Origin of the sequence: Pseudodesulfovibrio sp. 5S69 (assembly GCF_037094465.1) — a bacterium.
Taxonomy (GTDB): domain Bacteria; phylum Desulfobacterota; class Desulfovibrionia; order Desulfovibrionales; family Desulfovibrionaceae; genus Pseudodesulfovibrio; species Pseudodesulfovibrio methanolicus.
The window spans coordinates 424,386-448,816 of record NZ_CP146609.1; the positions used below are offsets into that span (position 1 = coordinate 424,386).

23 protein-coding genes are annotated in these 24,431 nt (G+C 65.5%); 9 read left to right on the plus strand and 14 right to left on the minus strand.

Translation table 11 applies throughout. The annotated features are described in order from the left end of the window. Positions 1 to 185 precede the first annotated feature (185 nt). Positions 186 to 1,778, plus strand: a complete 1,593-nt coding sequence (locus V8V93_RS01975; RefSeq protein ID WP_422394433.1) for a LysM peptidoglycan-binding domain-containing protein — start codon at positions 186 to 188, stop codon at positions 1,776 to 1,778. A gap of 428 nt (positions 1,779 to 2,206) precedes the next feature. Here the strand turns inward: V8V93_RS01975 and V8V93_RS01980 are convergent, their stop codons facing one another. Continuing rightward, complete coding sequence (locus V8V93_RS01980; protein ID WP_338668694.1) at positions 2,207 to 3,112, minus strand: HD-GYP domain-containing protein; 906 nt, start codon at positions 3,110 to 3,112, stop codon at positions 2,207 to 2,209. A gap of 285 nt (positions 3,113 to 3,397) precedes the next feature. Between V8V93_RS01980 and V8V93_RS01985 the strand changes: the two genes are divergently transcribed. After that, on the plus strand, positions 3,398 to 4,159 hold the full coding sequence (locus tag V8V93_RS01985) for a substrate-binding periplasmic protein (RefSeq protein ID WP_338668695.1): 762 nt from the start codon (positions 3,398 to 3,400) through the stop codon (positions 4,157 to 4,159). 98 nt (positions 4,160 to 4,257) lie between these two features. Here V8V93_RS01985 and V8V93_RS01990 read toward each other — a convergent pair whose 3' ends face one another. Genes V8V93_RS01990 through V8V93_RS02000 form a run of 3 tightly spaced genes read right to left on the minus strand, consistent with a single transcriptional unit; the run spans position 4,258 to position 8,071 of the window. After that, a complete protein-coding gene (locus V8V93_RS01990; protein ID WP_338668696.1) occupies positions 4,258 to 5,820 on the minus strand; it encodes a c-type cytochrome in 1,563 nt (520 codons plus the stop codon). Then, positions 5,820 to 7,175 (minus strand): cytochrome ubiquinol oxidase subunit I, encoded by a 1,356-nt coding sequence (locus V8V93_RS01995; RefSeq protein ID WP_338668697.1) that lies wholly within the window; start codon positions 7,173 to 7,175, stop codon positions 5,820 to 5,822. Before V8V93_RS01995 ends, V8V93_RS01990 begins: the two co-directional genes overlap by 1 nt. Next, positions 7,172 to 8,071: a c-type cytochrome gene (locus tag V8V93_RS02000; protein ID WP_338668698.1), complete on the minus strand. Its 900-nt coding sequence runs from the start codon at positions 8,069 to 8,071 to the stop codon at positions 7,172 to 7,174. Before V8V93_RS02000 ends, V8V93_RS01995 begins: the two co-directional genes overlap by 4 nt. 278 nt (positions 8,072 to 8,349) lie before the next feature. On the opposite strand from V8V93_RS02000, the gene V8V93_RS02005 reads away from it, so the two are divergent. The 3 genes from V8V93_RS02005 to V8V93_RS02015 all read left to right on the plus strand — a co-directional run bounded on the left by V8V93_RS02005 (position 8,350) and on the right by V8V93_RS02015 (position 12,754). Further along, a complete protein-coding gene (locus V8V93_RS02005; RefSeq protein ID WP_338668699.1) occupies positions 8,350 to 9,774 on the plus strand; it encodes a DNA integrity scanning protein DisA nucleotide-binding domain protein in 1,425 nt (474 codons plus the stop codon). Positions 9,775 to 9,793: 19 nt separating this feature from the next. Continuing rightward, positions 9,794 to 10,021, plus strand: coding sequence for a competence protein ComEC (locus tag V8V93_RS02010; protein ID WP_338668700.1), 228 nt, complete (start codon positions 9,794 to 9,796; stop codon positions 10,019 to 10,021). A 177-nt stretch (positions 10,022 to 10,198) separates the two neighbouring features. Then, positions 10,199 to 12,754: a methyl-accepting chemotaxis protein gene (locus tag V8V93_RS02015; RefSeq protein ID WP_338668701.1), complete on the plus strand. Its 2,556-nt coding sequence runs from the start codon at positions 10,199 to 10,201 to the stop codon at positions 12,752 to 12,754. A gap of 446 nt (positions 12,755 to 13,200) precedes the next feature. Here the strand turns inward: V8V93_RS02015 and V8V93_RS02020 are convergent, their stop codons facing one another. The 5 genes from V8V93_RS02020 to V8V93_RS02040 form a co-directional block, all read right to left on the minus strand. Continuing rightward, positions 13,201 to 14,253: an ABC transporter substrate-binding protein gene (locus tag V8V93_RS02020; RefSeq protein WP_338668702.1), complete on the minus strand. Its 1,053-nt coding sequence runs from the start codon at positions 14,251 to 14,253 to the stop codon at positions 13,201 to 13,203. A 101-nt stretch (positions 14,254 to 14,354) separates the two neighbouring features. Further along, entirely contained in the window at positions 14,355 to 15,398 is a 1,044-nt protein-coding gene (locus tag V8V93_RS02025) for a GGDEF domain-containing protein (RefSeq protein ID WP_338668703.1), read from the minus strand. A 619-nt stretch (positions 15,399 to 16,017) separates the two neighbouring features. Continuing rightward, entirely contained in the window at positions 16,018 to 16,284 is a 267-nt protein-coding gene (locus V8V93_RS02030) for a hypothetical protein (RefSeq protein WP_338668704.1), read from the minus strand. A 71-nt stretch (positions 16,285 to 16,355) separates the two neighbouring features. Beyond that, positions 16,356 to 16,793: a DUF2784 domain-containing protein gene (locus V8V93_RS02035; RefSeq protein ID WP_338668705.1), complete on the minus strand. Its 438-nt coding sequence runs from the start codon at positions 16,791 to 16,793 to the stop codon at positions 16,356 to 16,358. Further along, a complete protein-coding gene (locus V8V93_RS02040; RefSeq protein WP_338668706.1) occupies positions 16,790 to 17,626 on the minus strand; it encodes an alpha/beta hydrolase in 837 nt (278 codons plus the stop codon). The genes V8V93_RS02035 and V8V93_RS02040 overlap by 4 nt, the downstream gene beginning before the upstream one ends. A 72-nt stretch (positions 17,627 to 17,698) precedes the next feature. Here V8V93_RS02040 and mobA point away from each other — a divergent pair, with 72 nt between their 5' ends. Next, a complete protein-coding gene (gene mobA / locus V8V93_RS02045) occupies positions 17,699 to 18,304 on the plus strand; it encodes a molybdenum cofactor guanylyltransferase (RefSeq protein ID WP_338668707.1) in 606 nt (201 codons plus the stop codon). Between the two features lie 81 nt (positions 18,305 to 18,385). Further along, a complete protein-coding gene (locus tag V8V93_RS02050; RefSeq protein ID WP_338668708.1) occupies positions 18,386 to 19,177 on the plus strand; it encodes an HAD hydrolase family protein in 792 nt (263 codons plus the stop codon). On the opposite strand, the gene V8V93_RS02055 is transcribed toward V8V93_RS02050, so the two are convergent. Further along, positions 19,178 to 19,699 (minus strand): thermonuclease family protein, encoded by a 522-nt coding sequence (locus V8V93_RS02055; protein ID WP_338668709.1) that lies wholly within the window; start codon positions 19,697 to 19,699, stop codon positions 19,178 to 19,180. 61 nt (positions 19,700 to 19,760) lie between these two features. On the opposite strand from V8V93_RS02055, the gene V8V93_RS02060 reads away from it, so the two are divergent. Further along, positions 19,761 to 20,591: an MBL fold metallo-hydrolase gene (locus V8V93_RS02060; protein ID WP_338668710.1), complete on the plus strand. Its 831-nt coding sequence runs from the start codon at positions 19,761 to 19,763 to the stop codon at positions 20,589 to 20,591. 28 nt (positions 20,592 to 20,619) lie between these two features. Here V8V93_RS02060 and V8V93_RS02065 read toward each other — a convergent pair whose 3' ends face one another. The 4 genes from V8V93_RS02065 to V8V93_RS02080 form a co-directional block, all read right to left on the minus strand. Beyond that, positions 20,620 to 20,955, minus strand: a complete 336-nt coding sequence (locus tag V8V93_RS02065; protein ID WP_338668711.1) for a CPBP family intramembrane glutamic endopeptidase — start codon at positions 20,953 to 20,955, stop codon at positions 20,620 to 20,622. A 321-nt stretch (positions 20,956 to 21,276) separates the two neighbouring features. Then, the gene (locus tag V8V93_RS02070) at positions 21,277 to 21,897 is read right to left on the minus strand and encodes a hypothetical protein (protein WP_338668712.1); all 621 of its coding nucleotides are present in this window, start codon (positions 21,895 to 21,897) and stop codon (positions 21,277 to 21,279) included. A gap of 101 nt (positions 21,898 to 21,998) precedes the next feature. Further along, the gene (locus V8V93_RS02075) at positions 21,999 to 22,244 is read right to left on the minus strand and encodes a hypothetical protein (RefSeq protein ID WP_338668713.1); all 246 of its coding nucleotides are present in this window, start codon (positions 22,242 to 22,244) and stop codon (positions 21,999 to 22,001) included. 43 nt (positions 22,245 to 22,287) lie between these two features. Further along, positions 22,288 to 23,121, minus strand: coding sequence for a phage capsid protein (locus tag V8V93_RS02080; RefSeq protein WP_338668714.1), 834 nt, complete (start codon positions 23,119 to 23,121; stop codon positions 22,288 to 22,290). Between the two features lie 256 nt (positions 23,122 to 23,377). Here V8V93_RS02080 and V8V93_RS02085 point away from each other — a divergent pair, with 256 nt between their 5' ends. After that, entirely contained in the window at positions 23,378 to 24,424 is a 1,047-nt protein-coding gene (locus V8V93_RS02085) for a tRNA dihydrouridine synthase (protein WP_338668715.1), read from the plus strand. The last annotated feature ends 7 nt before the right edge of the window (positions 24,425 to 24,431 follow it).

The following is a 24,431-nucleotide window of genomic DNA, read 5'->3' on the forward strand; positions in this document are numbered from 1 at the left end:
GCAAGGGGCTCTAGTAGGCGTTTATCGCTCCTATTGCAATCCATGGCAAGGTGGGCTAGCTGGTAGTCTCACGCTTCCGGTACTCATGATTTTTTCTAGACTTTTCAAAGCCGGACTTATCTGATAATGGTGTGCCGAAGTCGGAGGATCGCTTGAGAGTTTTCAACTATGCATATTTACTTGCGATGGGTCTGCTCATCGCGAGCCTGGCCGCGGGATGCGCGCCCAAGACGCCCCAGGAGGCGGCCCCGCCCGTGGAGGAACAGGTCACCGAGAACCTGGTGCCGGATGACGCCGAGGCGCTCGAACCCGAGATCGAGGCCGCCCCGGAGGTGGCTCCCGGTGAGGACCTGACCCAGACCGAACAGGCCGTGCTCAATCAGCGCTTCGGCCTGCTCTTCGACCTGGAGCAGCACGAGAGCAAGGAAGTCGAGCTCTTCTTCACCTATTACAACCACAAGGCGCGCAAGACCATGGAGCGCTGGTTGGAACGGTCCCAGCCCTACCTGCCCTACGTGCGCCGCGTCTTCACCAAGTACGGCCTGCCCCAGGACCTGGTCCTGCTGCCCTTTGTCGAGTCCGGCTACAACGTCCGGGCCTACTCCTGGGCCGGAGCGGGCGGCATGTGGCAGTTCATGCGCGGCACGGGCCGGTTGTACGGCCTCAAGTCCGACTGGTGGATCGACGAACGCCGCGATCCCTACAAGGCCACGGACGCCGCGGCCCGCCATCTGAAGGACCTGTACGACAAGTTCGGCGACTGGTACCTGGCCCTGGCCGCGTACAACGCCGGTGAAGGCAAAATTTCCCGCGCCCTGAAACAGGCCAACTGCGACGACTTCTTCGAGTTGACCGAGAAGAACCGCAAGCTCTCCAGGCGCAACCGGTTGAAGCGGGAAACCCAGCACTACGTCCCCAAATTCATTGCCATTTCAAAGATCTTCCAGAACCTCGACACCCTCGGCTTCGAGCCCGTGTCCTGGGACATGGAATACGAGATCACCCCGGTCAAGGTGCCCGGCGGCACCGACCTGCTCGCCCTGGCCCGCGCCGGGGGCCTGTCCTGGAAGGAATTCCACGACCTGAACCCCGCCTTCCGCCGCCAGGTCAGCCCGCCGCACATGGAGGCCACCGCCTACCTGCCCACGGACAAGGCCGACAAGATGGTCGCCTACCTGAACGAACCCGGCGCACAACCCTATGCGGGCTACATCCGCTACCGCGTGCGCTCCGGCGATTCCTGGTGGCGCATCTCCCGGCGCTACGGCGTTCCCATCAACGTGCTCAAAAGCGTGAACAATACCCGCTCCAACACCCTGCGGCCCGGCCATTACGTCATGGTGCCCGGCCACGGATCGAGCAAGACCGTGACCGCGTCCGCCTCCCCGTCTTCGTCCTCCGCGGCCAAGACCCGGGCCATCGCCGCACAGCGCGGCAACTACGTGGTTCGCTCCGGCGACACCCTGTGGTCCATCGCCCAGTCCTTCAACACCACGGTGTCCACCCTGCGCAAATCCAACGGACTGCGCTCCAGCCGCCTCAAGATCGGCCAGAAGCTCTACATCCCCAACAGCTCCAGCGCGGCCACCAAACAGGCCGTCAAGGAAGCCGAAAAGGTCAAGGCTCAACTGGTCCAATACAAGGTCCGGCGCGGCGACAACCTCTACTCCATCTCCCGCAAGTTCGGCGTCAAGGTCTCCGACCTCTGCCACTGGAACGCCATCAGCACCAAGACCACCATCTACGCGGGCCAGAAACTCAAGGTCTACGTCCAGTAGTCTTACGCACGACTCAAAGGAAGTCCCGGCCAGCTTACCGCTGACCGGGACTTTTTTATGCCTCCGGCGGCCGGGGGAAGGGGATGGAAAACCCTTTGAAAAGGGCTTTTCCTTCCCCTTCTCCCGGACCCCCATCCCCTTCCTTTCCTAAACTTTTTAGCGCCGCTTCGCGGGGTGGGAGCACAAAAAAGACCTCCGACTCACCAACAAGTCGAAGGTCCAATCATTCTCTTTGGAGCGATTCGGGTGCGGCAGCACCCGACAGCGGCTCTCCGCGCTCGCACTAGGCTTTCGAGAGTGGGTCAGATGTGCATTTGTCGAGGGTTCGCCTGACCGCAACGTAGTGGGGTACGCTGCGGTCAGGCGAACCCTCGGGAAATGTGCAGATGGCCCGCTATCGGAAGCCGCCCTCTTGCAACACAATAGTATTAAATAATCTCAGCGCCGCTCAGTACCGCAACAAAACGCTTGAAGACATTCATATCCACATTCTCCCGCATCTCGTTGCGTATGAGGGAGAGGGCTTCGTAGGGCTCCATGGCTTCGGCGTAGGGGCGGTCCGTGGTCAGGGCGTCGTAGATGTCGGACAGGGAGATGATGCGGACCGGCATGGGCACGTTGTCTCCCTTGATGCCCGCGGGGTAACCCGAGCCGTCCAGGGTCTCGTGGTGGAACAGGATGCAGTTGATCGTGTTCTGGGTCATGGGCAGGTGCGCGCACATGGACACCCCGTGCACCGGGTGCTCCTTGATGATCTCGCGCTCCGCCGTGGTCAGCGGCCCGCGCTTGTTCAGGATGCGCTTGGGAATCTTGGCCTTGCCCACGTCGTGCAGCAGGGCGCCCAGGCCGTACTCGAAGGTCTCGCTCTCGGTCATCTCGAAAGTCTGGAACAGGGCCACGGAATAGACGAACACGTGCATGCAATGGGTGTACGTCTTGTAGTCGTGCGAGATGAACGGAGCCACGGCGGACAGGGAGTTGTCCTTGGCCAGAAATTTGATGGAGTTGCGCACGATCTCGGTGATGCGGTCCAGGTGCCGGGCCCGCAGCGCGCTCGGCAGCTTGCGGTCGAACACGTCCTGCAGGACCACCGTGGTGGCCTCGAAGAATATCCTTGAGCGGGCCTCGATGGGCAGGGTCTCGTCCAGCAGGATCTTGCCCAGGTTGCGTTCGATGTACTTCTCGTACTCCGCCCGCTCCGAGCCCTGGACATAGACTTCCTTGACCCCGTTTTGGTGCAGGGTCTGGCGGTGGCGGGTGGTGAATTTCTGGCCGGAAGCGGTGTACAGGACGAAGTCCCCACCCTGCCAGAGGTAGACGGAGAAGTTCCCCAAGGCTTCCGGAAAGAGCATGACCGGAGAGACGGGAAAGTAGGATACCGGCCGAGCGGCGCGAGAGTTCGTATCCATTTCCGCCATGCATATAATATTAGTTTGACGAATGCTAGTAAAAATCAGGAGAATGTCTAGAAGATAAAGTACAATCTATGTGACGAAATGTGTCGGACTGTGCACAAGAACGGCGATACTGCCGGTCCCGCGCCGGTTGCGGCTTTTCTTGTGCAATAATACGGAACACGGTAGGGTTGCTTGCACACCGTACCCTCCAGGAGCCCCTCCATGAAAAAATGCCTGATCGCCTGTCTGCTCGTCCTTTTCGCCGCCACCGCCAGGGCCGAAGACCCGCTCCACTTCGTCGCGGATGGGGATTTCGCGCCCTACTCCATGGTCATCGACGGGGTGCCCACGGGCATCGACGTGGACGTTTTCACCGAGGCCGCCCGCCGGGCCGGGCTCGAAATGGATATCCGGACCCACCCGCTGGAGACCGTCCTCGCCATGGTCCGTGACGGCCGCTGCGACGGGGCGCTGGCCCTGTTCCGCAGCCCGGACCGCGAACGCTACGCGCTGTTCATGGAAGCCACCCCGGTCCACTACAGCGACTACGTGCTCTTCACCAAGGTCGGCACCCGGTTCCCCTTCAACTCCTACCAGGATCTGGCGGGCAAGGTCATCGGTCTGGTCGCCGGCCTGGACCTCGGCCCGGACTTCGCCGCCGCCCGCGCCAAGGGCGACATGCTCGTCAAGGAATATCCCGACCAGCGGGCCATCATCGCCGGACTGCTCGGCGGCGAGATCGACGCCTTTGCCGGGAACATCGACGTCACCTACTACCGCCTCAAGGACATGGGCCTGACCAGCTCCATCGTCTATCTCAACCATAAGCTCCTGACCGGTAAACCCTCCTACGCGGTGATCTCTCGGGCCGCCCCGCGGAAGGACAAGGAAGAGATCATCCAGGCCCTGGAAAAAGCCCTCGACCAAATGGCCAAGGACGGCACCTACAACGCTATCGCCCGCCGCTACCTGTTGCGTTTCTAGGCTCGGACACCGGGACGCGGCATCAGCCGCAGGAGGCAAGACAAAGCCCCCGTTCCTTCGGGATCGGGGGCTTTGTCGGTTGTGTGCAGGCCGGAGAGTCAACGGCGCAGGTTGGCGGCGATGGCGACCAGATCGCGGCGGGTAGCCTCGGGCAGGGCGCGATAGGGCTGCATGACCGTGCCGGGGTAGCCCTCGGTGATGATCTGGAGGGACCGCTCGGGTTCAAGCGAGAACCGGCTGAGGTCCGGGGGCGCGGGCCGCAGGGTCAGGCCGAACGCGGAGGGTTGCCCGGTCGCGCCGTGGCAGGTGGCGCAGGTGTTTTTCCAGAGATCGCGGGCCTGTTGGCCGACCGCGCGCTTGGGCACGGTGGTCGGGCCGAACATGGTGAAGGTGGTGTTCAACTGGTCGAGCAGGGAGTCGATCTTGTCTTTGTCGAACACGGTGAAGTAAGGCATGCCCGAGCCGGGCCATCCGGCCAGGACGATCTGGCGCACGTAGTCGCGGTCCGCGCGCACGGCGGCGATGTCTTCGGCGCGCACGAGCAGCCGCGTGGCCGCCGGGCCGTCGCCCAGGCCGCCCACGCCGTGGCACGGCTGGCAGCTCTTCGCGTAGATGGTCGCCCCGTTGTCGTAGACCGTGGCCAGCTTGAGGCGGAAGGCGTCCAGGGCCGGTTTCTGGAATCGGCCGAGATCGGCGGACTCCTGGGCCAATGCGGTGCGGGCCTGTTTGTGCAGGGTCATGAGGGTGGCGTCCTGCAGGGACTGGCGGGCGGCGAGCATAGACACGAAAACGACCGGCAGCAGCAGGAGCAGGGCGCGGCCGCCCCGGATGGAGCCGTCGGTCAGGGTCATGACCGGTGCCGGACGCAGGGCCCAGGCCATGGCCATGGCCGCTGCGGACCCGAGGGTCACGGCGGCCAGCACGGTCCAGTTGAACACGTTGGCCACGGTGAACAGCAGCGGTACGCCCACGGCCACCTGGAAGAGGACGCCGCCGAACAGCCAGGCGCGCAGCCGGGCGCGTTTCTCGGTGTCCTGCCCGGCGGTGAAGAACAGGTGGAAGGCCGCGCCGAAGACGATGGCCGCGCCGAGCACGTGCAGGTAGCGGAAGAGCCAGTGCGGCAGGTAGATGGAGCCGGGCGCCATGGCCTTGGCCGCGAAGCCGGGCCATTCGCCGGGCCGCTCCATGAGCGACAGGGCCCCGGTGAAGATGGCCGGGACCGTGAGCAGCGCGCCCAGGCCGATGACGCCGCTGATAAACGGCAGCCACGGACGGGAGAGCATCTTGTGTTCGAACAGTTCGATGGCCAGGAAGGCGAGGATGAGCAGCGGGATGACCGACAGCCAGGTGAAGGCCTGCAACCCCGTGGCCGTGAAAAAGCCCAGGGAGTAGATGACCTGGATGATCAGCAGCGGGCCCACGCCCAGGACCACGGCCAGGCTCTTGAGGCCCAGGTGGGATTTAACCATGCGCTGGCTCCAGCCCATCTCCACCCGGTTGCCGGAGCAGCAGTCCTTGAGGAAGTAGGTGAAGCCGAGCATGGCGGTGCCGAGCATGAGCAGGACGAAGAGCAGGTGCAGGCCGAAGGTCACGAAGAGCAGGATGCGCAGCCATATCTCGGGCAGCGGCAGTGCGAGGAAGAGATCTTTCCAGGGTGCCATCACTTGACCTCCCCTTGGAGTTGCGGCCGGGGCAGGGTGTTCTTGTTGGCCATGGAATAGAGGTAGGTGGACATGGTCAGGCGTTCCTCCTCGGTGCCGTTGAACGGGGGCATGAACGGGACCATGCTCTCGGTGATGGAGGTCAGGGCATTGACGCTTTCGAGGGTCCGGCCCTGCAGCCGTACGGTGATGTCGTTGATCCCGCCGATGCTGTGGCAGACCCCGCAGTTGGCGTCGAACAGGGCGCGGCCCGCCTGGGCGGCCGGGGCCTTGTCCGTGGTGGTGTTGACCCAGTCCAGGGTGGCCAGCAGCGGGCGGACCTGCTGCAAAGCGGCCTCCTGGCGGACCATGCGCGTCTGGTTGGCGTACATGTAGCCGGGCAGGAGGTAGGGGCCGCGCACGAACTCGCGGACCCGCTCGAACTCGGCGACCATGCCCACGGCCAGGATCAGGGCGGGCACGAACAGGAGCATGGCGGTCCGGCGTTGCCGGAGCAGTCCGGCCAAGGCGGCCAGGGCCAGACAGGCCACGGCCACGCCGTTGAGCACGGGCAGCAGGTTCGGCACCTGGGACCAGACCGAGGTGGCCACCGCGAACTTCCAGTGGGTCAGGTAGGTCTCGGGGATGCGCGAGAAGTAGATCCAGGCGAACACGGCCGTGGAGGCCATGGCCGCGAGCATGACCAGGCCGGTCAGGCGCAGCACCCGGCCGCGCTCATTGGCCGTGCCCTTGAACCGCCACCCGGTCCAGCCGAGAATGAGCAGCGCGCCCAGGGCGATGCCCGCCGAGATGCGCAGCATGAACTGGGGCACGAAGGTCGGGTTGAAGTAGGCCTGGGTGAAGGTCCCGCCACTGGGCCAGCCGTCCGGGGTGAGCATGAACCCGAGGATGCCGGAGATGAGCACGGCGGAGCTCAGGGCCACGGCCACGTAGCCCCAGCCGAGCGCCATGAGCAGGCGCGGCCTGCGTTGGGCCAAGCGGTCCCACAGGAAGTAGTAGATGAGCAGGAGGACGACCTCGGTGGTGAAGGCCCACCACTCGATGAACCACGGCCAGAAGAAGAGGTGGATGAGCGAGCCGATGCCCTCGGGCGCGAGGATGCCGGTGATGAACCAGATGCCCACGCCGGTCACCGCACCCACCGAGGTGGTCACGATGACCACCGGCTTGAGCAGGGTGCGCGCGGTCTCCTCCCAGAAGCTGCCGCGGCCCGTGGCCCCGAGGTTCTGGAAGATGACGATGAGGATGGTCATGCCGATGGCCACGCCGTGGCTGATGAGCACGTGGAGGACGGCGTTCAGGGCGATGGTCATGCCGTCGCCGAGAACCGGAACGTGGATCAGGGGGAAGGTCATTGCTGCGCCTCCCCGGGGAGCGGGATGACGCGCTCGATCTTGTTCGGGTGGGTGGCCACGAACTTGGGCCGGGGCTGTTCATGGGCGTAGGCGGCCACGTCCAGGGCCTGTTCCTGGGTCAGGGTCGGGTCGGTCTTGGGCATGAACCGCCAGGCAAAGACCGCAAAGGTCCGGATGCGGTTCATTCCGGCCCCGTCGTTGTAAGCTCCGTCGCCCCATAGGGGCGGAGCGATGGGCGTACCGAGTCCGTCCTCGCCGTGGCAGCGCGAGCAGACGTCCGCGAAGACCTTCTTGCCTGCGGCGGCGTCCGGCTTGTGCGCGTTCTCCAGGTGGTGGGCCAGGATCGCCCACGGCGGGGTCGAGTAGATGGGGATGCCCTTGGATATCCATTGGTAATAGACCAGCAGGGACTGCATGATCTGGCTGTCCGGGGCCGGGGCCTTGCCGTTCATGCTGCGCTCGAAACACCCCTGGGTGCGCAGGGCCAGGTCGGCGGTGTACTCGCGGCGGGCCCGGTAGAGCGGATACTTGGCGGCCACGCCCACCAGGGAGATGGTGTCCTTGCTCCGCCCGCCGTCGAAGTGGCAGTTGGTGCAGGCCATGTCGTTGCCCACGTATCCGGGCGCGTATTTCTTGGTCTCGGTCATGATCTTGTAGCCGAGCAGGACCATGGGCCGGATCTTTTCGGGAGCGTCCTCGAGCGCCGGGGGGTTGAAGACCGGTTCGAGCGGCGCGGGGGCCGGCGCGGCGGCAGTGCCCGTCCCCGCCCCGGCCGCGGCCGGGGCGGCCACCCTGGGCATGGGCGCGGACCACTGGAAGAAGAACACCAGCCACGCGCCGAAAATCAGCAACAATACCAACAGGGTCAATGAGAAAAAGAGTTTTGCTTGATTCATGGGTTCTCCGTTTGAGCAGGCAGGGACATCATCATGACGGGCTTCCACACCGGCGGCCCGAGGGATCGCCGAGCCCATCCTATGCGATATTTATGTAATTGTTCAACCATCAATGCAGAAAGTTGCAATAGATTGCTCTTTCATGTTTTCCGCGTCAACGGCCGGCCGGTCCGCACTCGGTCGCTTTCCCGGTCCAACCTTTTCTGGACATTTTCGAGACTTTTGGTCTACGGATGGGCCAAGGTCGGAGCAGCAATTTGTCAGTGGGAGCGGGAAGCATGTCGCAAGCATCATTCGAGAACATCTGCATATTCCATATACTGGACGGCCTCCGGGAAGGGTTGTCGCACTTTTCGCCGCCGAGCCGGGTGGCCGTGGTCTACGCCGTGGGCCGGGGCGAGCCGCCGCGCATCTGCGACCCGCAGGGATTGCTCGAAGGGCACGAGCCCAAGCTCCAGGACTATTTTCTCTATTCGAGCCGCTGGCGGAGCAAGGACAGGGAGATCGAGGGGCTGCACATCCTCAGCCAGGAGGAAGCCGGCCTGGACCTGGCCGGGCTGATCACTCTGGGGGCGCGGTCCAATTCCGTGAGCTACCAGATGTGGTTCACCGAGGAACACCCGGACATGTGCTCGCTGGGCCCCACCCGGAGCTGGTTGGAATACGCGGCCGAGCTGCTGTCCCAGCACTTCGCCATCGGCAACGTCATGGGTCTGGACACCGCCGGGTTCATGCTCCAGCACTGCGCGGTCCACGCCATCCGCGACTTCATCGTGGACGAGCGCTCGCGCCTGGGCTGGCTGGACACCCACATCCGAGTCTACCCGTTCCTGGACGCCATCCTGGGCGTGTCGGCCACCAAGGAGGAGGGCGCGTCGCCCAGGGGCCGCATCGTGGTGGTGGAGCCCAACCAGTTGGACCAGGTGCGCTTCATCTGCCGCTTCCCGGAGAACGAGCAGCCCCAGACCGCAAATTTCAAGCACGTGCGCAAGCTGTTGCAGGCCGTGGAGGACTCGGGCCGTGTCCTGGTCTCCAACGGCACCTCGGTGCTCGGCATCGCCATCGGCCCCATGCCCGGCGCGTACCTGGCGGCCCAGTTCTCGGGCTCCTACGGGTTCTTGTGGATCCGCGACCAACTGGTCTGCAGCTTCTCCGACGGACGCTTCCACTCCTCCAACCTGCGGGCCAACCTGGTCCAATTGGAGGAGCAGATGCTGGAGTCGGACATGAGCATGGAGAAGCAGAACGCCCTGTTCAAGATCGCCTCGACCCTGGTCAACCGGGTCCGCGACCGCAAGCACGGCTGCACCCTGGTGGTGGACATGGCCCGCGAACCCATGACCATGTCCGGTCAGCACCTGGTGGAGCCCCTGGACCTGACCCGGTCCAGCCAGCTCAAGCTGGCCTGCTCCCTGGCCAAGCTGGACGGGGCCGTGCACATCGGCCGGGACCTCAAGCTGCACGGGTTTGCCTGCCTCATGGACGGCCGCAGCGTGCCCGGCGAGAACCGGGCGCGGGGGGCGCGCTTCAACTCCGCCCTGCGCTTCACGGCCGAGCACGGGGACCTGGTGGTCGTGGTCGTGTCCGCCGACCGGCCCGTGTCGATCATCAAGGACGGGGTGGAACTGACCGCGCGCTGCCATTTCCAGCACATCTGCGGGCTACGGCGGCCGCCGCTTTTGGCCGAATGGGTCATGAGCTAGCCGGGCCCGGTCTTCGAGCATGCGCGCCGACTGGCTGTCCGATCCCCTGTTCTGGGTCCTGGCCCTGCCCGCCCTGGCCGTGTCCGGGCTGCTCTTCCAGATGATCCTCTCCCTGTTCAACTGCTGCGCGGCCTTCAAATTCCGAGGCCGGGCCGTGCAGCTCAAATGGTGGATGATCCCGGCCGCTTCGGCCGTGAGCGGACTGTTGTGGCTGCTGGCCGCGCTGTATGCCGCGTTCCTCGCCTGACCCTTCCATCCCTTGATAATCATTACGGTTGTCGACGTAACAGAAAATCCCCCCAGATGTAACGTGAGTGTTACGCCACTGTAACAAATCGGGTCGCCAAAACCGTGCCCGCAGGTAGTCTTCCCCCTTCAATCGTACGCATCCGAGCGGCCCGGCGGCGCCGCACAAGGGGGGATAATGCGACTCAGCGTGAAGATGATTCTGTTCTGCCTGCTGGTGGCGATTGTGCCTTTGGCGGGCATGGCGGGTTACAGTTTGCACAACGCCTCGGTCAGCCTGAAGGAGCAGTCCTTCAGCAAACTGGTCTCGCTCCAGGAGGCCAAGTCCCACGAGCTGGACACCCTGACCGAACTGTGGAATCGGGACATCACCATGTATTCCGAGGCCAAATACGTGTACAGCGCCCTGGTCCGGCTTCGGGACATCATCTTCTACGCCGCACAGCCCGGCCAGCCCATGGACCTCAACGACGAGGACTACGCCCACGCCCTGAAGCGGGTCGAACCGGACTTCACCCCATGGGTCAAGGTGCGCGGCTATGCCGACGCCCTGATCTTGGACGACACCGGGCGCATCGTCTATTCCCTGGCCCGCGGCAAGGAGCTGGGCGAGGACATCGCCAAGGGACCGCTGGCCAAGAGCCAGCTCCTCGACGCCTGGAAGCGGGCCCTCAAGGGCGAGACCGTGTTCGTCGACTTTTCCCCCTACGCCCCGCTGAACGGCCAGCCCTGCGCCTTCATCGCCGCGCCTATCCGGCGCTACGGCGAGGGCATCGAGGGCGTGGCCATGCTGCGCATCCCCATCGAGTCCGTGAACACGGTCATGCGCACCCGAGCGGGCATGGGTGAGACGGGCGAGGCCTACCTGGTCGGCCCGGACGGGCTCATGCGCTCCGACCTCCACTCCGACCCCGACGGCCACAGCGTGGTCGCCTCCTTTGCCAATCCCCGGGGCGGGGACATGCGCTCCGAGCCCGCCCGGCGTGCGCTCGAAGGCCGGACAGGCCGGATGGACAGCGTGGATTACCGAGGCCGCGAGGTCCTGGCCGCCTATTCCCCGGTCAAGGTGGGCGGCACCTCCTGGGGCCTGGTGGCCAAGATCGATTCCTCCGAGGCCCTGGCCCCGGTGCGCAAGCTCAAGGAGGCCGCCATGGTCGTGAGCGGCGGATCGGTGGCGGGCATCGTCCTGATCACCCTGTTTTTCCTGCGCCTCGTCCTGCTCAAGCCGCTCAAGGAGCTGCGCGTCTACGCGGGCCGGGTGGCCGAGGGCGACCTGGCGGCCAGGCCGCGCGGACGGTTCAAGGGCGAACTCGGCGAGGTCACCGAGGCCATCGAGCGGATGGTTCACAATCTGGGCGAGAAGATGGAGGAGGCCGAGGAGGCCTCGCGCCTGGCCCAGACCCGCGCCGTCGAAGCCGAGGCCGCCGTGGTCCGGGCCGAGGGCGAACGCCGGGCGCGCACGGACGCGGCCCGCTCCCAGCGCGAGGGCATGCTCCAGGCCGCGGGCATGCTCGAAACCGTGGTTTCGGGTATGCGCGAGGCATCGGCCACGGTCAACCAGGAGTCCGACCGGATCATGGAAGGGGCCAACAGCCTGAGCACCCGGGTGGAGACCACGGCGGCCTCCATGGAGGAGCTGGCCGGTTCCATCCGGGAGGTGGCCGAGAACGCCGAGACCGCGTCCGAGGACGCGGCCAACGCCCGGCAGCGGGCCCAGGAGGGGTCCGAGGTGGTCCGCCGTACCGTGGAGTCCATCGGCGACGTGCACGCCATCACCGAAAAGCTCCGGGCGCAGGTCGCCAGTCTCGGGTCCAAGGCCGACTCCATCGGCAAGGTCATGAACGTCATTTCCGACATCGCGGACCAGACCAACCTGCTGGCCCTGAACGCGGCCATCGAGGCGGCCCGCGCGGGCGAGGCCGGGCGCGGTTTCGCGGTGGTCGCCGACGAGGTCCGCAAGCTGGCCGAGAAGACCATGGACGCCACCCGCGAGGTGGGCGGGTCCATCGCGGCCATCCAGGCCGACGTGCGCGAGAACATCAGGGGCATGGATCAGGCCGCGGACCAGGTGGACGTGGCCAACCGGCTGGCCGGGGAATCGGGCCGGGCCCTGAACGAGATCATGGAATTCTTCGAGACCGTGACCCGCCAGGTGGAGGCCATCGCGGCCGCGAGCACCCAGCAGTCCAACGCGGGCGAGGAGATCAACCGGGCCGTGAGCGAGGTGGACGCGGTCTCCACCCAGACCGCCGAGGCCGTGGCCCAGACCGGCGGGGCCATCGGCGAATTGACCGGCCAGATCGAGACCCTGTCCAAGCTCTACGGGCTGTTCATGCTCCTGGGCCAGGGCGTGGTCCAGAAGCAGGTCGAGTCCCTGGCCAAGGCCCCGGATCTGATCACCGGGAGCGCGGGGAAGCAGTTCGACCTGCTCCAACGGGTGGTCCGGGACAATCCCAGCCTGGAGATGGCCTGGGTCATCGACCCGCGCGGCGTGCAGGTCACGGAGTTTGCCATGGCCCACGGCAAGGGAGACGGCTCCAAGGGCGGCCCCGGCACCAGTTGGGCCGACCGCGACTGGTTTCGCGAGCCCGTGCGCACGGGCGAGAGCTTCATCTCGAACATCTACTATTCCAAGACGATAGACGACTACTGCCTGACCGTGGCCACGCCGGTGAAGAACCGCGAGGGGAGCATCCTGTCCGTGCTGGCCGTGGACGTCCGCCACGCGGGCTAGGCGACGCGGACCTGTCGGCCAATCGCCGCGAACCGGTCAGGAATCGATAGCGGCCGGGGACGAGTCTTCCCACTGAACCCCGCGCCGCAGGCGCATGAAAGGGAGGCAAAGGTGTGCCCCTTGCCCGCCGACCAATCCGCAGGACAGCGAATTTGGACGTTGCGGTCTTTCCGCAACGCCCCGAAGGGGTGAGCTCCCTGGAGGGGGCGAATCAAGGCGAAATCACCCGACAATGCCACGCAGCGGCCTTCCCTCCCTGATTTCCTCTTCAGAGAACCAACGCGGGAGAGCGCGATCTGATTCCAGCACAAGACCTATACGCATGAATTCTTCGCCGCCGAGTTGGGCGACCTGCGCAGGCTGTCCCGGACGGCCAAACGCGGCATGACTGCGGTGGCGGGCGTCGCGCTGCTGGCCATGGCCGTGGTGGCCCAGGCGTCCGTCATCTACGCCCTGTAGCGGCGGCGCAGAAGCGCTATCAGAGCGGCCATCGCGGCCAGTCCGGCGGCCCAGGCCAGGCCCGTGGCCGGCAGGACCGGGCGCTCCTCCACCTTTCCGGCGGGCGGGTTGACCACCTCGGCCTTGTCCGGCGCCTTGAGCCCGAACCGGGCCAGGGCCGTGCCGTCGAAGCGCAACACCGGCTGCGTGGACCGGGGCAGCATCTCGCGCACGTTCCCGCCCCGCAGGACCTTGAGGACCACGCGGGCCGCGTCCGCGCCCACCCCTTTGGCCGAGAGCATCCACCCCCCCACCGCCCCGGACCCGAAGACCGCGTCGCTGAGGAGATAGACGGGCGAGGCCGCCCGCTCACGGATCAGGGCGGCCAGATCCTCGTCCGAGACCGGGTTGCCGTCCCGGTCCTCGGCAAACCCCAGGAACAGCACCGCGCCCGTGGACGGTACGCTGGCCAGGGTGGTGCCCAGTTCGTGGAGGTCGAGCCCCCGGTCGTCACCCGCCTCGAAGCCGGGGAACATGATCTGCGCCCGGTCCAGATAGGGCCGCATGGCCTGGTCGACCCGGTCCATGAGCCGGGCCGATTCGGGTGTGCGGTCCGCGATGGCCACCACCAGCCGGGTCTCGGGGCGCATGGCGAAGATGAGGTCCACGCTCTCCCGCACGGCGCTGGCCGCGGACAGGCCGGTGCAGTTGCCGCACTCGGAAAGGGCCTCGGGATCGGGTCGGGCCATGGCGCAGAAGATCACCGGCGCGTCCGGAAACAAATTCAAGTACTTGCGGGCAAAGGCGAAGGCCACGGGCCCCTCGGTGACCACCGCCTCGGGCGCGTCCCCGGCCAGGGCCTCGGACAGGTGCCGGTAGACGTCGTCGTAGGCGTCCTCGTCCGTGCCGGTCGCCTGGAGAAAGGCTTGGCGCACGGAGGCCGCGCTGCCGAGCCCCTCGATGAGGCCCGCGGCCAGCCGCTGGTTCCAGGGCGTGGGGCCGGGCCCGGAATGGAGCAGAAGGACCTCGGCGGCCAGGGCCGGTCCGCAAAGCGACAGCAACCAGGCTACGACGAATACCGGTAATAATCGGAAGTGTATAACGCTTTCTTTTAACAAACGATTCTCCATCGACAGCTATCGATAACCGCCGATGTAGTGCGCTATTTCGGGGCCGTGCAGACCCGGTTGCGGCCCGAGTTCTTGGCCTGATACAGGGCGACGTCCGCGGCCCTGATCAGCTCCCCGGCGGACCAGCCGACCTTCAGGCGCGCCACGCCCACGGACACGGTGAAGTTGATGGGCGTGTCCAGTTGACCGTTGGTCCGGACGCGGAAGTCGTAGTGCTCCACGTCGGCCCGCAGGGCCTCGGCCTTGACCGCCGCCTGGTTCAGGTCCATGTCCTGTACGACCACGACCAGCTCCTCGCCGCCGTAGCGGGCCGCAAAGCCGCCGTACTGGATGGCGTGGGTGGTGACGATCCCGGCCAGGGCCCGGAGCACGTCGTCGCCCGCCTGGTGGCCGTGGGTGTCGTTGACGTTCTTGAAGAGGTCCACGTCGATCATCATCAGGCACAGGGGCGTGCCCGAGCGGGCGAACTCCTCCACCGCCGCCTTGAGGTGGGCCTCCAGAGAGCGGCGGTTGTGCAGCTCGGTGAGCAAGGGGTCGAAGTCGGCGGTCATGCGGAAATGCTCGGCCTTGGCGTTGAGCACGCGCGCCTCCTCGCGGAACTCCTCGATGAGCTCCTGGAACATGCCGCGCACCCTGGACAGGATATGGGATTTCTGGCTGCCCTCCCGGATGACCTCCGCGGTCTCCTCTCGGAAGGAGTTCAACCGGTGGTCCTGGCGCTCGTTGGCCCCGTGCATGCTCGTGATCATCTCGTTCATCTCGTTGATGAGCAGGCCGGCCGTGCGCTTCTCCTGGCTCAGGGCATCCTCCATCTCCAGGGCCCCGATGGTCTGCAACAGGTACCCGTCGAGCAGGGCAAGGACCGTCTCCAGCCGCTTCTCGGAGAAATCATTCTCCATGAGCTGCTCGCAGACCTCGAACTGGATCTCGGACTTCTTGTCGTCGGAATAAATGGTCAGTCGGGGGAGGAGGTTGCGGACGAACAGGATGACGGCCATCCACTCCCCCTCGTGGGGGTTGTCGGTTTCGTGCAGGTTCCTGAAAAAGAGATCGATCTCGCTGGAGCTTTTGGACATCGCTGAAGTTTCCCGGTGTGATGGACTCTGGAAATGCCCGGCCCCGCTGTCGGCCGGGTAAAAGCGCCGCCTTTCCGGTTTGATAGCACCGGTTGTCGTCCCGACTCAAGGGGAAAGGGGGACGGATGGGCATAAAAAAAGTGCGCCTTGCCGGGTTTCCCGGCGGGCATCAGGGCCTGACATTTCAAAATATGCACTTTATGACGGCCTGGTGCGTGGTTATTTTGGCGCACGGTGCTCTTTCTGTGAGCGGGGCGACTCCATTCGCCACATGTCTGTTCGAAGAAATCGGTGTCTATTTCCTCCCATCCTCCGTCTGCGTTCTTCGTAAGCCTCTTTCGAGGTCCCTTGCCGTTGAGTAAAATATACGCCCCCTGGAAATCGGACGCAAGGGTGCGGGCCGCACAAACCGTCACATTGGGCGCAACCTTCGGTCAGGCTTGGAGATAAAAATGCATTTTTGTCGGGAGGCGGGTCGGGTCACCGGGCAGGGACAGTTGGAAAAGAGAAGGTTCAATTATGACAATATATTGTGTCTACAACCAAAAAGCAAGCACAAAGGCGGACAGACCTATTTTCAGGCCTGCCCGAACCGTTTTCGTCGGACGAAATTCCGGATCTAGTCGTCTTCGAAGGGATCGCTGATCAGGTCCAGGACCCTGGCGTGGTCGAGGCGATGTGCGTCCGCCCCCTGCGCGGCCAGATCGAGGCCCAGGTCTCCCAGACTTCTTTCCGCCTCGGTCGCTTCGCGGCGGCCCAGGTTCCGGGTCACGGCGGACATGGCGTCGTCCAGGCCCTCGGTGGCCCGGGCCTTGAGTTGCTCTATGCGTTCACGGGCGGCCCCGGCCGCATCGGTCCGGGTCGAGACAGGTTGGATAGCGGGCATTTTCGTCTCCTTCTTGTTGGCTGTCCAACAGAAAGCAAGACCCGTGCTCCAATAAAAATATCCTTTTATATTTAGTTGTTGAGTTTTTCCCGGTCGCGCGGATCGGCAGGTTTTGCCGCCCGGCGGACCGGGACCAGGAGCAGGGTCAGGACAATAAGCCCGAAAAACAGGCCGTAGGCCACCGCGAACCAGACCGGCGCGAAGTCCAGAAAGAGCACGCGCCCCAGCCAGTAGCCCACGAACGAGGCAGGCTCATTGCCACCCTCGCCCGCAGCGCGCCGCAGGGCCGCCTCCCAGACGGTCAGCGGGCAGAGTTTCCCGGCCACGGTCTCGGCCAGGACAACGCCCATCAGTCCGGCATGGGTCCAGCGGAACCACGGGTTGCGCACGAACCGCCATCCGGCGGCCGCCCCGATCCAGATGACCGGCAATCCCAGGGTGAGGGAGGCCGCAATGCCGAAATGGATGACCAGGACCACGTCCGCCCAGAAAGCCGGGATTCCCGTCACCCGCACCGCTCCGACAGCCCGCGCAGGAACCGGCCCAGCCCCTCGGCGTATCCCGAGGTGCTCATGAACCCGCAGTTGTGGTCGCCGGACAGGGCCCAAAACAGCTTGGGCCCGGCATAGCCCTCGTACAGCGCCCGGCCCATGGAATAGGGCACCAGGTCGTCCTCCGGGCTGTGCAGGAACAGGGCGGGCACCCGCACCCCGCGCAGGGCATGCACGCTGTCGTACCGGTTCCGCACCAGCCAGCGGACCGGCAGCCACGGGTAGCGCGCCGCGCCCATGGCCGTGACCGAGGTGAACGTGGATTCCATGATCAGCCCGCCCGGCTCCGTGCCCGCCTTGGCCAGGTCCGCGGCCAGCCGCGCGGCCACGCCCCCGCCGAGGCTGCGCCCGAACAGGACCACCCGCCCCGGCGCGATGCCCTTGTCCCGGACCAGCCAGTCCCAGGCCGCCCGCGCATCGCTGCGGGTGGCCTTTTCCGACGGCCGCCCCCCGCTTCGCCCGTAGCCCGAATAGTCGAAGGACAGCACCGACAGCCCGAGATCATGAAAAATCCGGTACGTCTCCATCAGATACGAGACGTTGCCGCCGTTGCCGTGGCAGAGCAGCAACACCCGCTCCGCCCCCTCGCAGGGCAGCCACCAGCCGTGGAGGCGCGTGCCCTGCCCGGTGATCAGCCAGACGTCCTCGAACGCCAACCCCGCCTGGTCCGGGGTGGCGGCCAGCCCCCGCCTCGGGCAATAGACCAGCCCGCGCTGGGTGAGAAATACCCAGGCCGCGATGGCCGCGTACACCACCCCCGCGCCGCCCGCTATCTTCAACGCCGTCCACATGCGCGGACCATACACCCGGCAGCCCGATTTTGCACCCTTTCCATTTCCCGCCCCTTGTTCTATTTTGCCCCCATGGACATCGCAGGCATCATCCTGGCCGGCGGGCTCGGCACCCGCATGGGCCACGTCAAGAAGGCGTTCCTGACCATCAACGGCCGGACCATCCTCGACCGCCTGCTCGCTGTCTACCGGCCCCTGTTCACCGAAATCCTGATCGCCGCGCGCGACAAAAACGACTACAAGGCGTATGACTACCCGGTCGCCGAGGACCGGTTCGAGGCCCGCTCGTCCCTGACCGGCATCCACGCGGGCTTAAGCGCCATGCGCGCCTCCCACGGGTTCATGGCCGCCTGCGACGGTCCGTTCCTCCAGCCCGGCCTGGTCCGGGCGCTCCTCGACCAGGCCGCCCCGGAGGACGACGTCGTCGTCCCCCTCAAGGAGGACGGCTACGTCGAGCCCCTCTGCGCCGTCTACTCCAAACGCTGCATCCCCCATATCGAGGCCCAACTGAAGCGGGAAAATTTCCGCATCATCGGCTTCTTCGACCAAGTCCGCGTCAAAGAGGTCCCGGTCTCCCTGCTCCTTCCCGGCGACCCCCACCAGGTCTCCTTCTTCAACGTCAACTCCCCGGACGACCTGCGCCAGGCCGAACACCTGGCCGCCGAACTCGGCCTCTAGGCCGAAAGCTCCCCCCGGATGTTGCGCGGTGGGGCCCGGCAAGGTAGGTTATCCGGCAAACCGTGCAGCCAAGGAGTCGAGATGGCCACATTCCCGCCTGTCACCGTATTGGTTCGAAACATTGACAAATCCGCGCGCTTCTACAAGGCGGCGCTGGGGTTCGACCTGGCCTGGGACGGGCTGCTGGTCGGTCCGTACGGCCAGTCGCTGCGGTTGGTGGAGGGGCCGGGGACCACGGCCGGGGGGTGCGTCATCGTGACCATCGAGGTGCCGGACGTGGCCCGTGCCGTGGACGCCATTCTGGACAACGGCGGGGGCCGGGCCGAGAAGCTCATGGGCGACGCCCCACTGTACCTCGGACCGGATGGCGAGATGCTCGCCTTGTCCGGGCGCGGGCTGCCGGGTGCGGAGCGGATACGCATGGTCATCTACGACTTTGACGGGGTCATGACCGACAACCAGGTCCAGATCGACCAGGACGGGCGCGAGGCCGTGCGGGCCAACCGCAGCGACGGGCTGGGCGTGGGGCTCATCCAGGCGCTGGGCATCCGGCAGCTCATCCTGTCCACCGAGGCCAACCCCGTGGTCAAGGCCAGGGCGGACAAGCTCGGCCTGGAGGCGCTGCACGGCATCCGCCACAAGAGCTCGGCCCTGCTCGGGCTGGCGGAGAAGTACGGGATTTCCGTGGGCGACGTCCTGTTCGTCGGCAACGACATCAACGACGCCGGCGCCATGGGACTGGCCGGGTTCAAGGCCGCGCCCGCCGACGCCCACCCATCCATCCTGGCCATGGCCGACTACGTCACCGACGCCAAGGGCGGCTGCGGCGTGATCCGCGAAATGGCCGACGTGCTGACCGCGGCGCGGGAGTAACTATTTCCTGGGGTGGGTCCTGCGCCACCGGCCCGGGGTCATGTCCAGGCCGCCCTTGATCCAGAAACCGCGCTTTTCCCGGCGCGCCTCCTCTTCGGCCTGTTTGATCCGGTCGCAATACCGGGTGTTCGGCTTAATCCGCAGGGGGACGGCCAGCCCGGCGCGCACCAGCTCCTCGTTGAGCATGCGGCCGTCCGCATAGACGTAGGCCAGGGTGCGGCCGTAGCGGTCGCGGCGCTCCCTGTCGAACTCCAGACGCAGGGTCTTGCCCCGGCAGAAGCGCCGGGAGAAATCCCTGGCCTTGCGGCTGTATTCCTGCCTGTACTCCGGGGCATCCACGCCGATGAGCCGGACCTCCAGGACCTCACCCGCGTGATCAACGCGCAAGGAGTCGCCGTCCAGGGCCCGCAGGAAGCGGGCGTCCAGGCCGTTTGCCCCGGCTTGGGCGGATAGGAGGCAGGTCCAGGCGAAGACCAGGACGAGAAGAAACGCGTTGGGGAAAAGGGAGTTGCGGCGGCGCATGGATTGAGCATAGACTCTTTTCCCATGTCCTGCCAGTAGACCGAAACCACGGAGGCACCTGATGGAACTGACCTTTCTGATAGACAACAACGCCCTGGTGGGCACCCGGCTCCTGGCCGAGGCCGGGCTGTCCATGCTCATCGAAGCGGACGGCAAGCGTGTGCTGTTCGACGCCGGCTATTCGGACGCGTTCCTGGCCAACGCCCGGTGCCTGGGCGCGGACATGGACCACCTGGACTGGATCGCCCTGTCCCACGGCCACTCGGACCACACCTGGGGGCTGGGCATGCTGCTGCGGCACTACGACATGACCCCGTGCGGGGACCGCACCCGGGCGGGGCTGCTGGCCCACCCCAAGGCGCTGGGCACCAAACGGCACCGGGGCATCCCCGAGTTCGGCTCCTTGGTGGCCGAAGACAAACTGGCCAGCTATTTCGATTTGCAACTCACGGCCGAGCCCGTCCGGCTGACCGACTCCCTGTTCGCCCTGGGCGAGATCGAGCGGGTAACGGATTTCGAGAAGCCCGCGCCCCTGGGCGAGCGGCTGGAGGACGGCGCGTTCGTGCCCGACGACATCCCGGACGACACGGCGCTCGCGTACGTCACGGACACGGGGCTGGTGGTCATAGCGGGCTGCGCCCACGCGGGCATCTGCAACACCGTGGAGCAGGCCAGGCGGGTCACGGGCGTGGACAACGTCCGGGCGGTGCTGGGCGGATTCCACCTGCAAAAGGCCCGGCCCGAGCGGCTCGGCCCCACGGCGGACTACCTGGCCGCGCTCGACCTGGAAGGGCTGTGGTGCTGCCACTGCACGGACCTGGCCGCCAAGATCAGCCTGGCCGCCAAGTGCCCTGTCCTGGAGGTGGGCTCAGGGATGAAACTGGTGTTCTAGACCGGGCCTGCGGGATTCCGAAGCCGGGTCAGGCCCGAGCGAGCAGGTAGAAATCCAGGCAATAGTGGATGACCGTGGCGGGCACGATGCTCCCCGTCCGCAAGGTCACGGCCATAAACAGCAGGCCGTAGGCGAAGCAGTCGAGAATGTTCCCCAGCCCCGTGGACCAATGGACCAGGGCGAAGATCAGGGACGAGACCAGGAGTATGATGACCGGATTGCGGGTGAAGGGCTTCAGGGCGGACAGGGCCAACCCCCGGAAGACGATCTCCTCGCTCACGACCACCAGCCCCAGGCCCAGGGTCATATCCAGGGCGAACAGCGCCGATCCCCGATCGTAGGCTACTGACGATACCGCCCACACTCCATCCAGCGGCGCAAGCCATGGCCCGCTCGCCAAATGATAGCCAAAGCTCATGGCCGCCAAGAGCAGCGTCCAATACACCAATGCCCCTTTATCCCTGAAGGAAAGAAAGAGGTCCGCCGGCTTAAGGTTCCTCCGGCGGACCATCGCGGCGACAAACCCCAGCACGACCAATCGGCAGGCGTAGTCAATCAATACCCACTGACTGTAAGATGAACCGTAAACGTTGCTGAAGTCATTGAAAATAAAGGGAATGATCGCAATCAGGTAGATCATCCCTTTGCTCTTGCTTGCGTTTATCCTGACCTTGATCATACATCCCTATCCGCGAAGACCGGAAGTTCCACCTCGAGGCCTATCATCTCGTTCCTCCAGGCCATGCTCATGCAACCATTTCGTCACCCCTCGGAGCATACGGATCGTCGGCGACGCTGGTTCCCTGAATTTCTCTTCCGCTTTCAACTTCGCCGCATCCTGTGCCGAACTGCGTTGCACCGTGCCCGCATCCTGCTCAGTCTCTTGGTTCCTATCCGCATTGGAACCGGTTGGTCTTTGCTCCGCCAGGGCAGCCCCGTCCTCTTTTACCGCCTGCCCTCCCATGGCGAGCAGGGTGCGGGGCAGTGCTGTAGGCTGGGGCCCGGCGAACGCGGGCCGGTCCGTCGGCGCGTTCGCCTGTTTGCTCGCGGCCCCTTCCGGTCGGCCGTAGTCGTGATTCAGGGAGACCTTTCTCCCCTCCTCGGCGGGGTCCCAGTCGAGCGGCTTTTCCACGGTCCACCAGTCCAGGGACCGTTTGTTGCCGTGGAACTTCTTGGCCAGGCTGCCCTCCTTGCGGACCGGCTCCATCACGCCGTCCGCGTATTCGAGCCACTGCCGACGGGGTTCGCCGGTGAACCTGTCCACTCTTGTACGGGTAAATGCATCGCTTTTCAACAGGTCGTTCATATCGATTGTCCTTTCTAGGCTGTTTTCTTGTAAAAAGGGCCTCCCGAAGGAGGCCCATAGAGGGGGAAGTGCCCCCAACGTCAATCTCCTCTGTTTGTCCGTTAGGCGGTGATCACGGTGACCGCGCCGTCCGTGTTGGCCGCGACCATCAGGTCGATGGCGGCGGCGTAGTTGGCGCCGGTGCAGGCGATGACGATGTCGCCGGTCTCCAGATTGTAGTCCTCGGCCGCCTGGTCGAAGTAGCCCGGCCCGGATACGGTGGCCGCGTCGTCCTCGGTGCGGTAGATGAACAGCTGCTGGCCGGGAACGCCGCCCATGAGCCGCATGTCTTCGCTGGTGTATGCCATGGTGTGTTTCTCCTTTTGCGGTTGGTTGTGGTCGGTTGCGGTCCTAGGCGATGGCCGCGTCGTCGTCGCACTGAATCTGGACCACGCCGTCCGGATCGATGAGGCAGGCCCCGGCCGAGAGCATGTGGTCCACCATGTGGGCGGCCTTTTCCGGCACCCAGTCAACGAACGCCTGGACCTTCTGGCCCTCGGCCAGGCCCGCGGCGTTGCGGTGGTAGATGTAGCACTTGCGCATGCCCGCCTCGTCCAGCGGCAGGCCGGTGTGGAACATCCAGGTGATGCCCAGCCAGGTGCGGGACTCGGTGCCCTTGAGCCAGGCGTACTGCTCGCCCGCGTAGTCGCTGGACTTGAACTCCTGGATGTTCAGCAGTTCGTTCCACTGATGCGGGCCGACCACGGCGAAGCGGTGGCCGTCGTCGGGCACGTCGTTGGCGTTCAGAGTGCCGAAGGCCTGGAGGATCTTGTCCTTGGTCAGGCCGGTGGCCGCCTCGGCGACCACGTTGGTGGCCCCGTCGAGCTTGGTGATGATCAGTTCGTCGATCTTGCGGCCCAGCGCCCAGGCGCCCGCATTGGCGGCCACCTGCTTCTCGTCGCTCTTGTCCTTGAGCTCGTCGAGCTTGTCGATGTACTCGGCGGCGTACCAGTCGGACAGGGTGCAGGACACGTTTGAATGGTTGAGGTTCATGAGCGGCACGTTGCCGTGGCGGGTCTTCTTCCCGGCCGCGCCCTTGCCGACCTTCTGGAAGATGCACTTGGAGCCCTCCACCTCGGTCTGCAGGCGGACGGTCTGGCGCATCTTGGAGCCCTGGGCCTGATAGGCCTGATGGACCATCTCGACATACTGGGAGACAAAGGCATTGCTGACAGTCGTGGACATCGGTTTCTCCTTGTCCGTTGCGGTTGTGACAGGCCGGGTATCCGAGCTGCGTCCGCAGGGCGGGTGTCCGGGAGCGGGCGGGCGAACCGTTCGCCTCCACCACCGGGCCGCGTGCAAGACCTCCGGGCCGGGTGCGCAAACCGTACCACCGGTTTTTCGCAACTCCCGGTTTCGTTGAAGAATGTCAGGGAAAAACAGCCAGGAGGTATAAAAAAGCAACTTGACAGGGTTTCAAATCCGGGCAGATTCGGCCGGTATGCAACTGCTCGACGACAACCGCAAACAGAACCTGGCCGGACGCCTCGACCGACCGCTGGCCATCGGCTCCAAGACCGTGGCCAACCGCCTCTGGCTCGCGCCCCTGGCCGGGCTGGGCAACGTGGCCTTCCGCGAAGTGCTCGACGGCTACGGCGGGTGCGGGCTGATGTTCACCGAGATGTGCGGGGCCAAGAGCGTGCCCACCGAGAGCCCGCTGGTCTCGCCGGTCTTCCGCTGGCGCGAGGCGGAGTTGCCCCGCCTGGTCTGTCAGGTGGCGGGCGCCACCCCGGAGCAGATGGTCCCGGCCGCCCGGCGCGTCCAGGACTGCGGCTTCTTCGGCTTCGACATCAACATGGGCTGCTCGGTCTCCGGCATCGTCAAGAAGAACGCGGGCGCGGCCCTGCTCAAGGACCCGAACCAGGCCGTGCGCGTGGTCGAGGCCGTGCGCAAGGCCATCTCCATCCCCCTGTTCATCAAGTTCCGCACCGGCTGGACCCCGGACATCGAACCCGCCGTGGCCCTCGCCCGCCGGTTCGAAGACGCGGGTGCGGACTGCCTGGTCTTCCACCCGCGCATGGCCCCGGACAAACGCACCCGGCCGCCGGTCCGCGAACACATCAAGGCCGTGGCGGACGCGGTCTCCATCTCGGTCTTCGGCAACGGCGACGTGGTCACCCCGGCCGACTGCCTCGACATGCTCGAAACCACGGGTTGCGCCGGGGTCTCGGTGGGCCGCATGGCCATAGCCCGCCCCTGGCTGTTCGCCGAGTGGACCGCGGGCCACACCCCGGCCGAGACCTGCTTCCGCGACTACGCCCTGCGGCTGGCCGACGCCCTGGACCGCCACTTCGACCCGGTGCGCGCGCTCAAGCGCTACCGGCTGTTCACCATCTATTTCGCGGCCAATTTCCTGTTCGGCCACTCTCTGCAATCCCGGTTCCTCAAGGCCAAAAATATGGATGAAATACGAGACGTAATACGAGAGCACATCCAACCCGATCTGCAACTCGTCAAACGGCCGAACCTGAGCATGTACAATATCTGACGGAGGG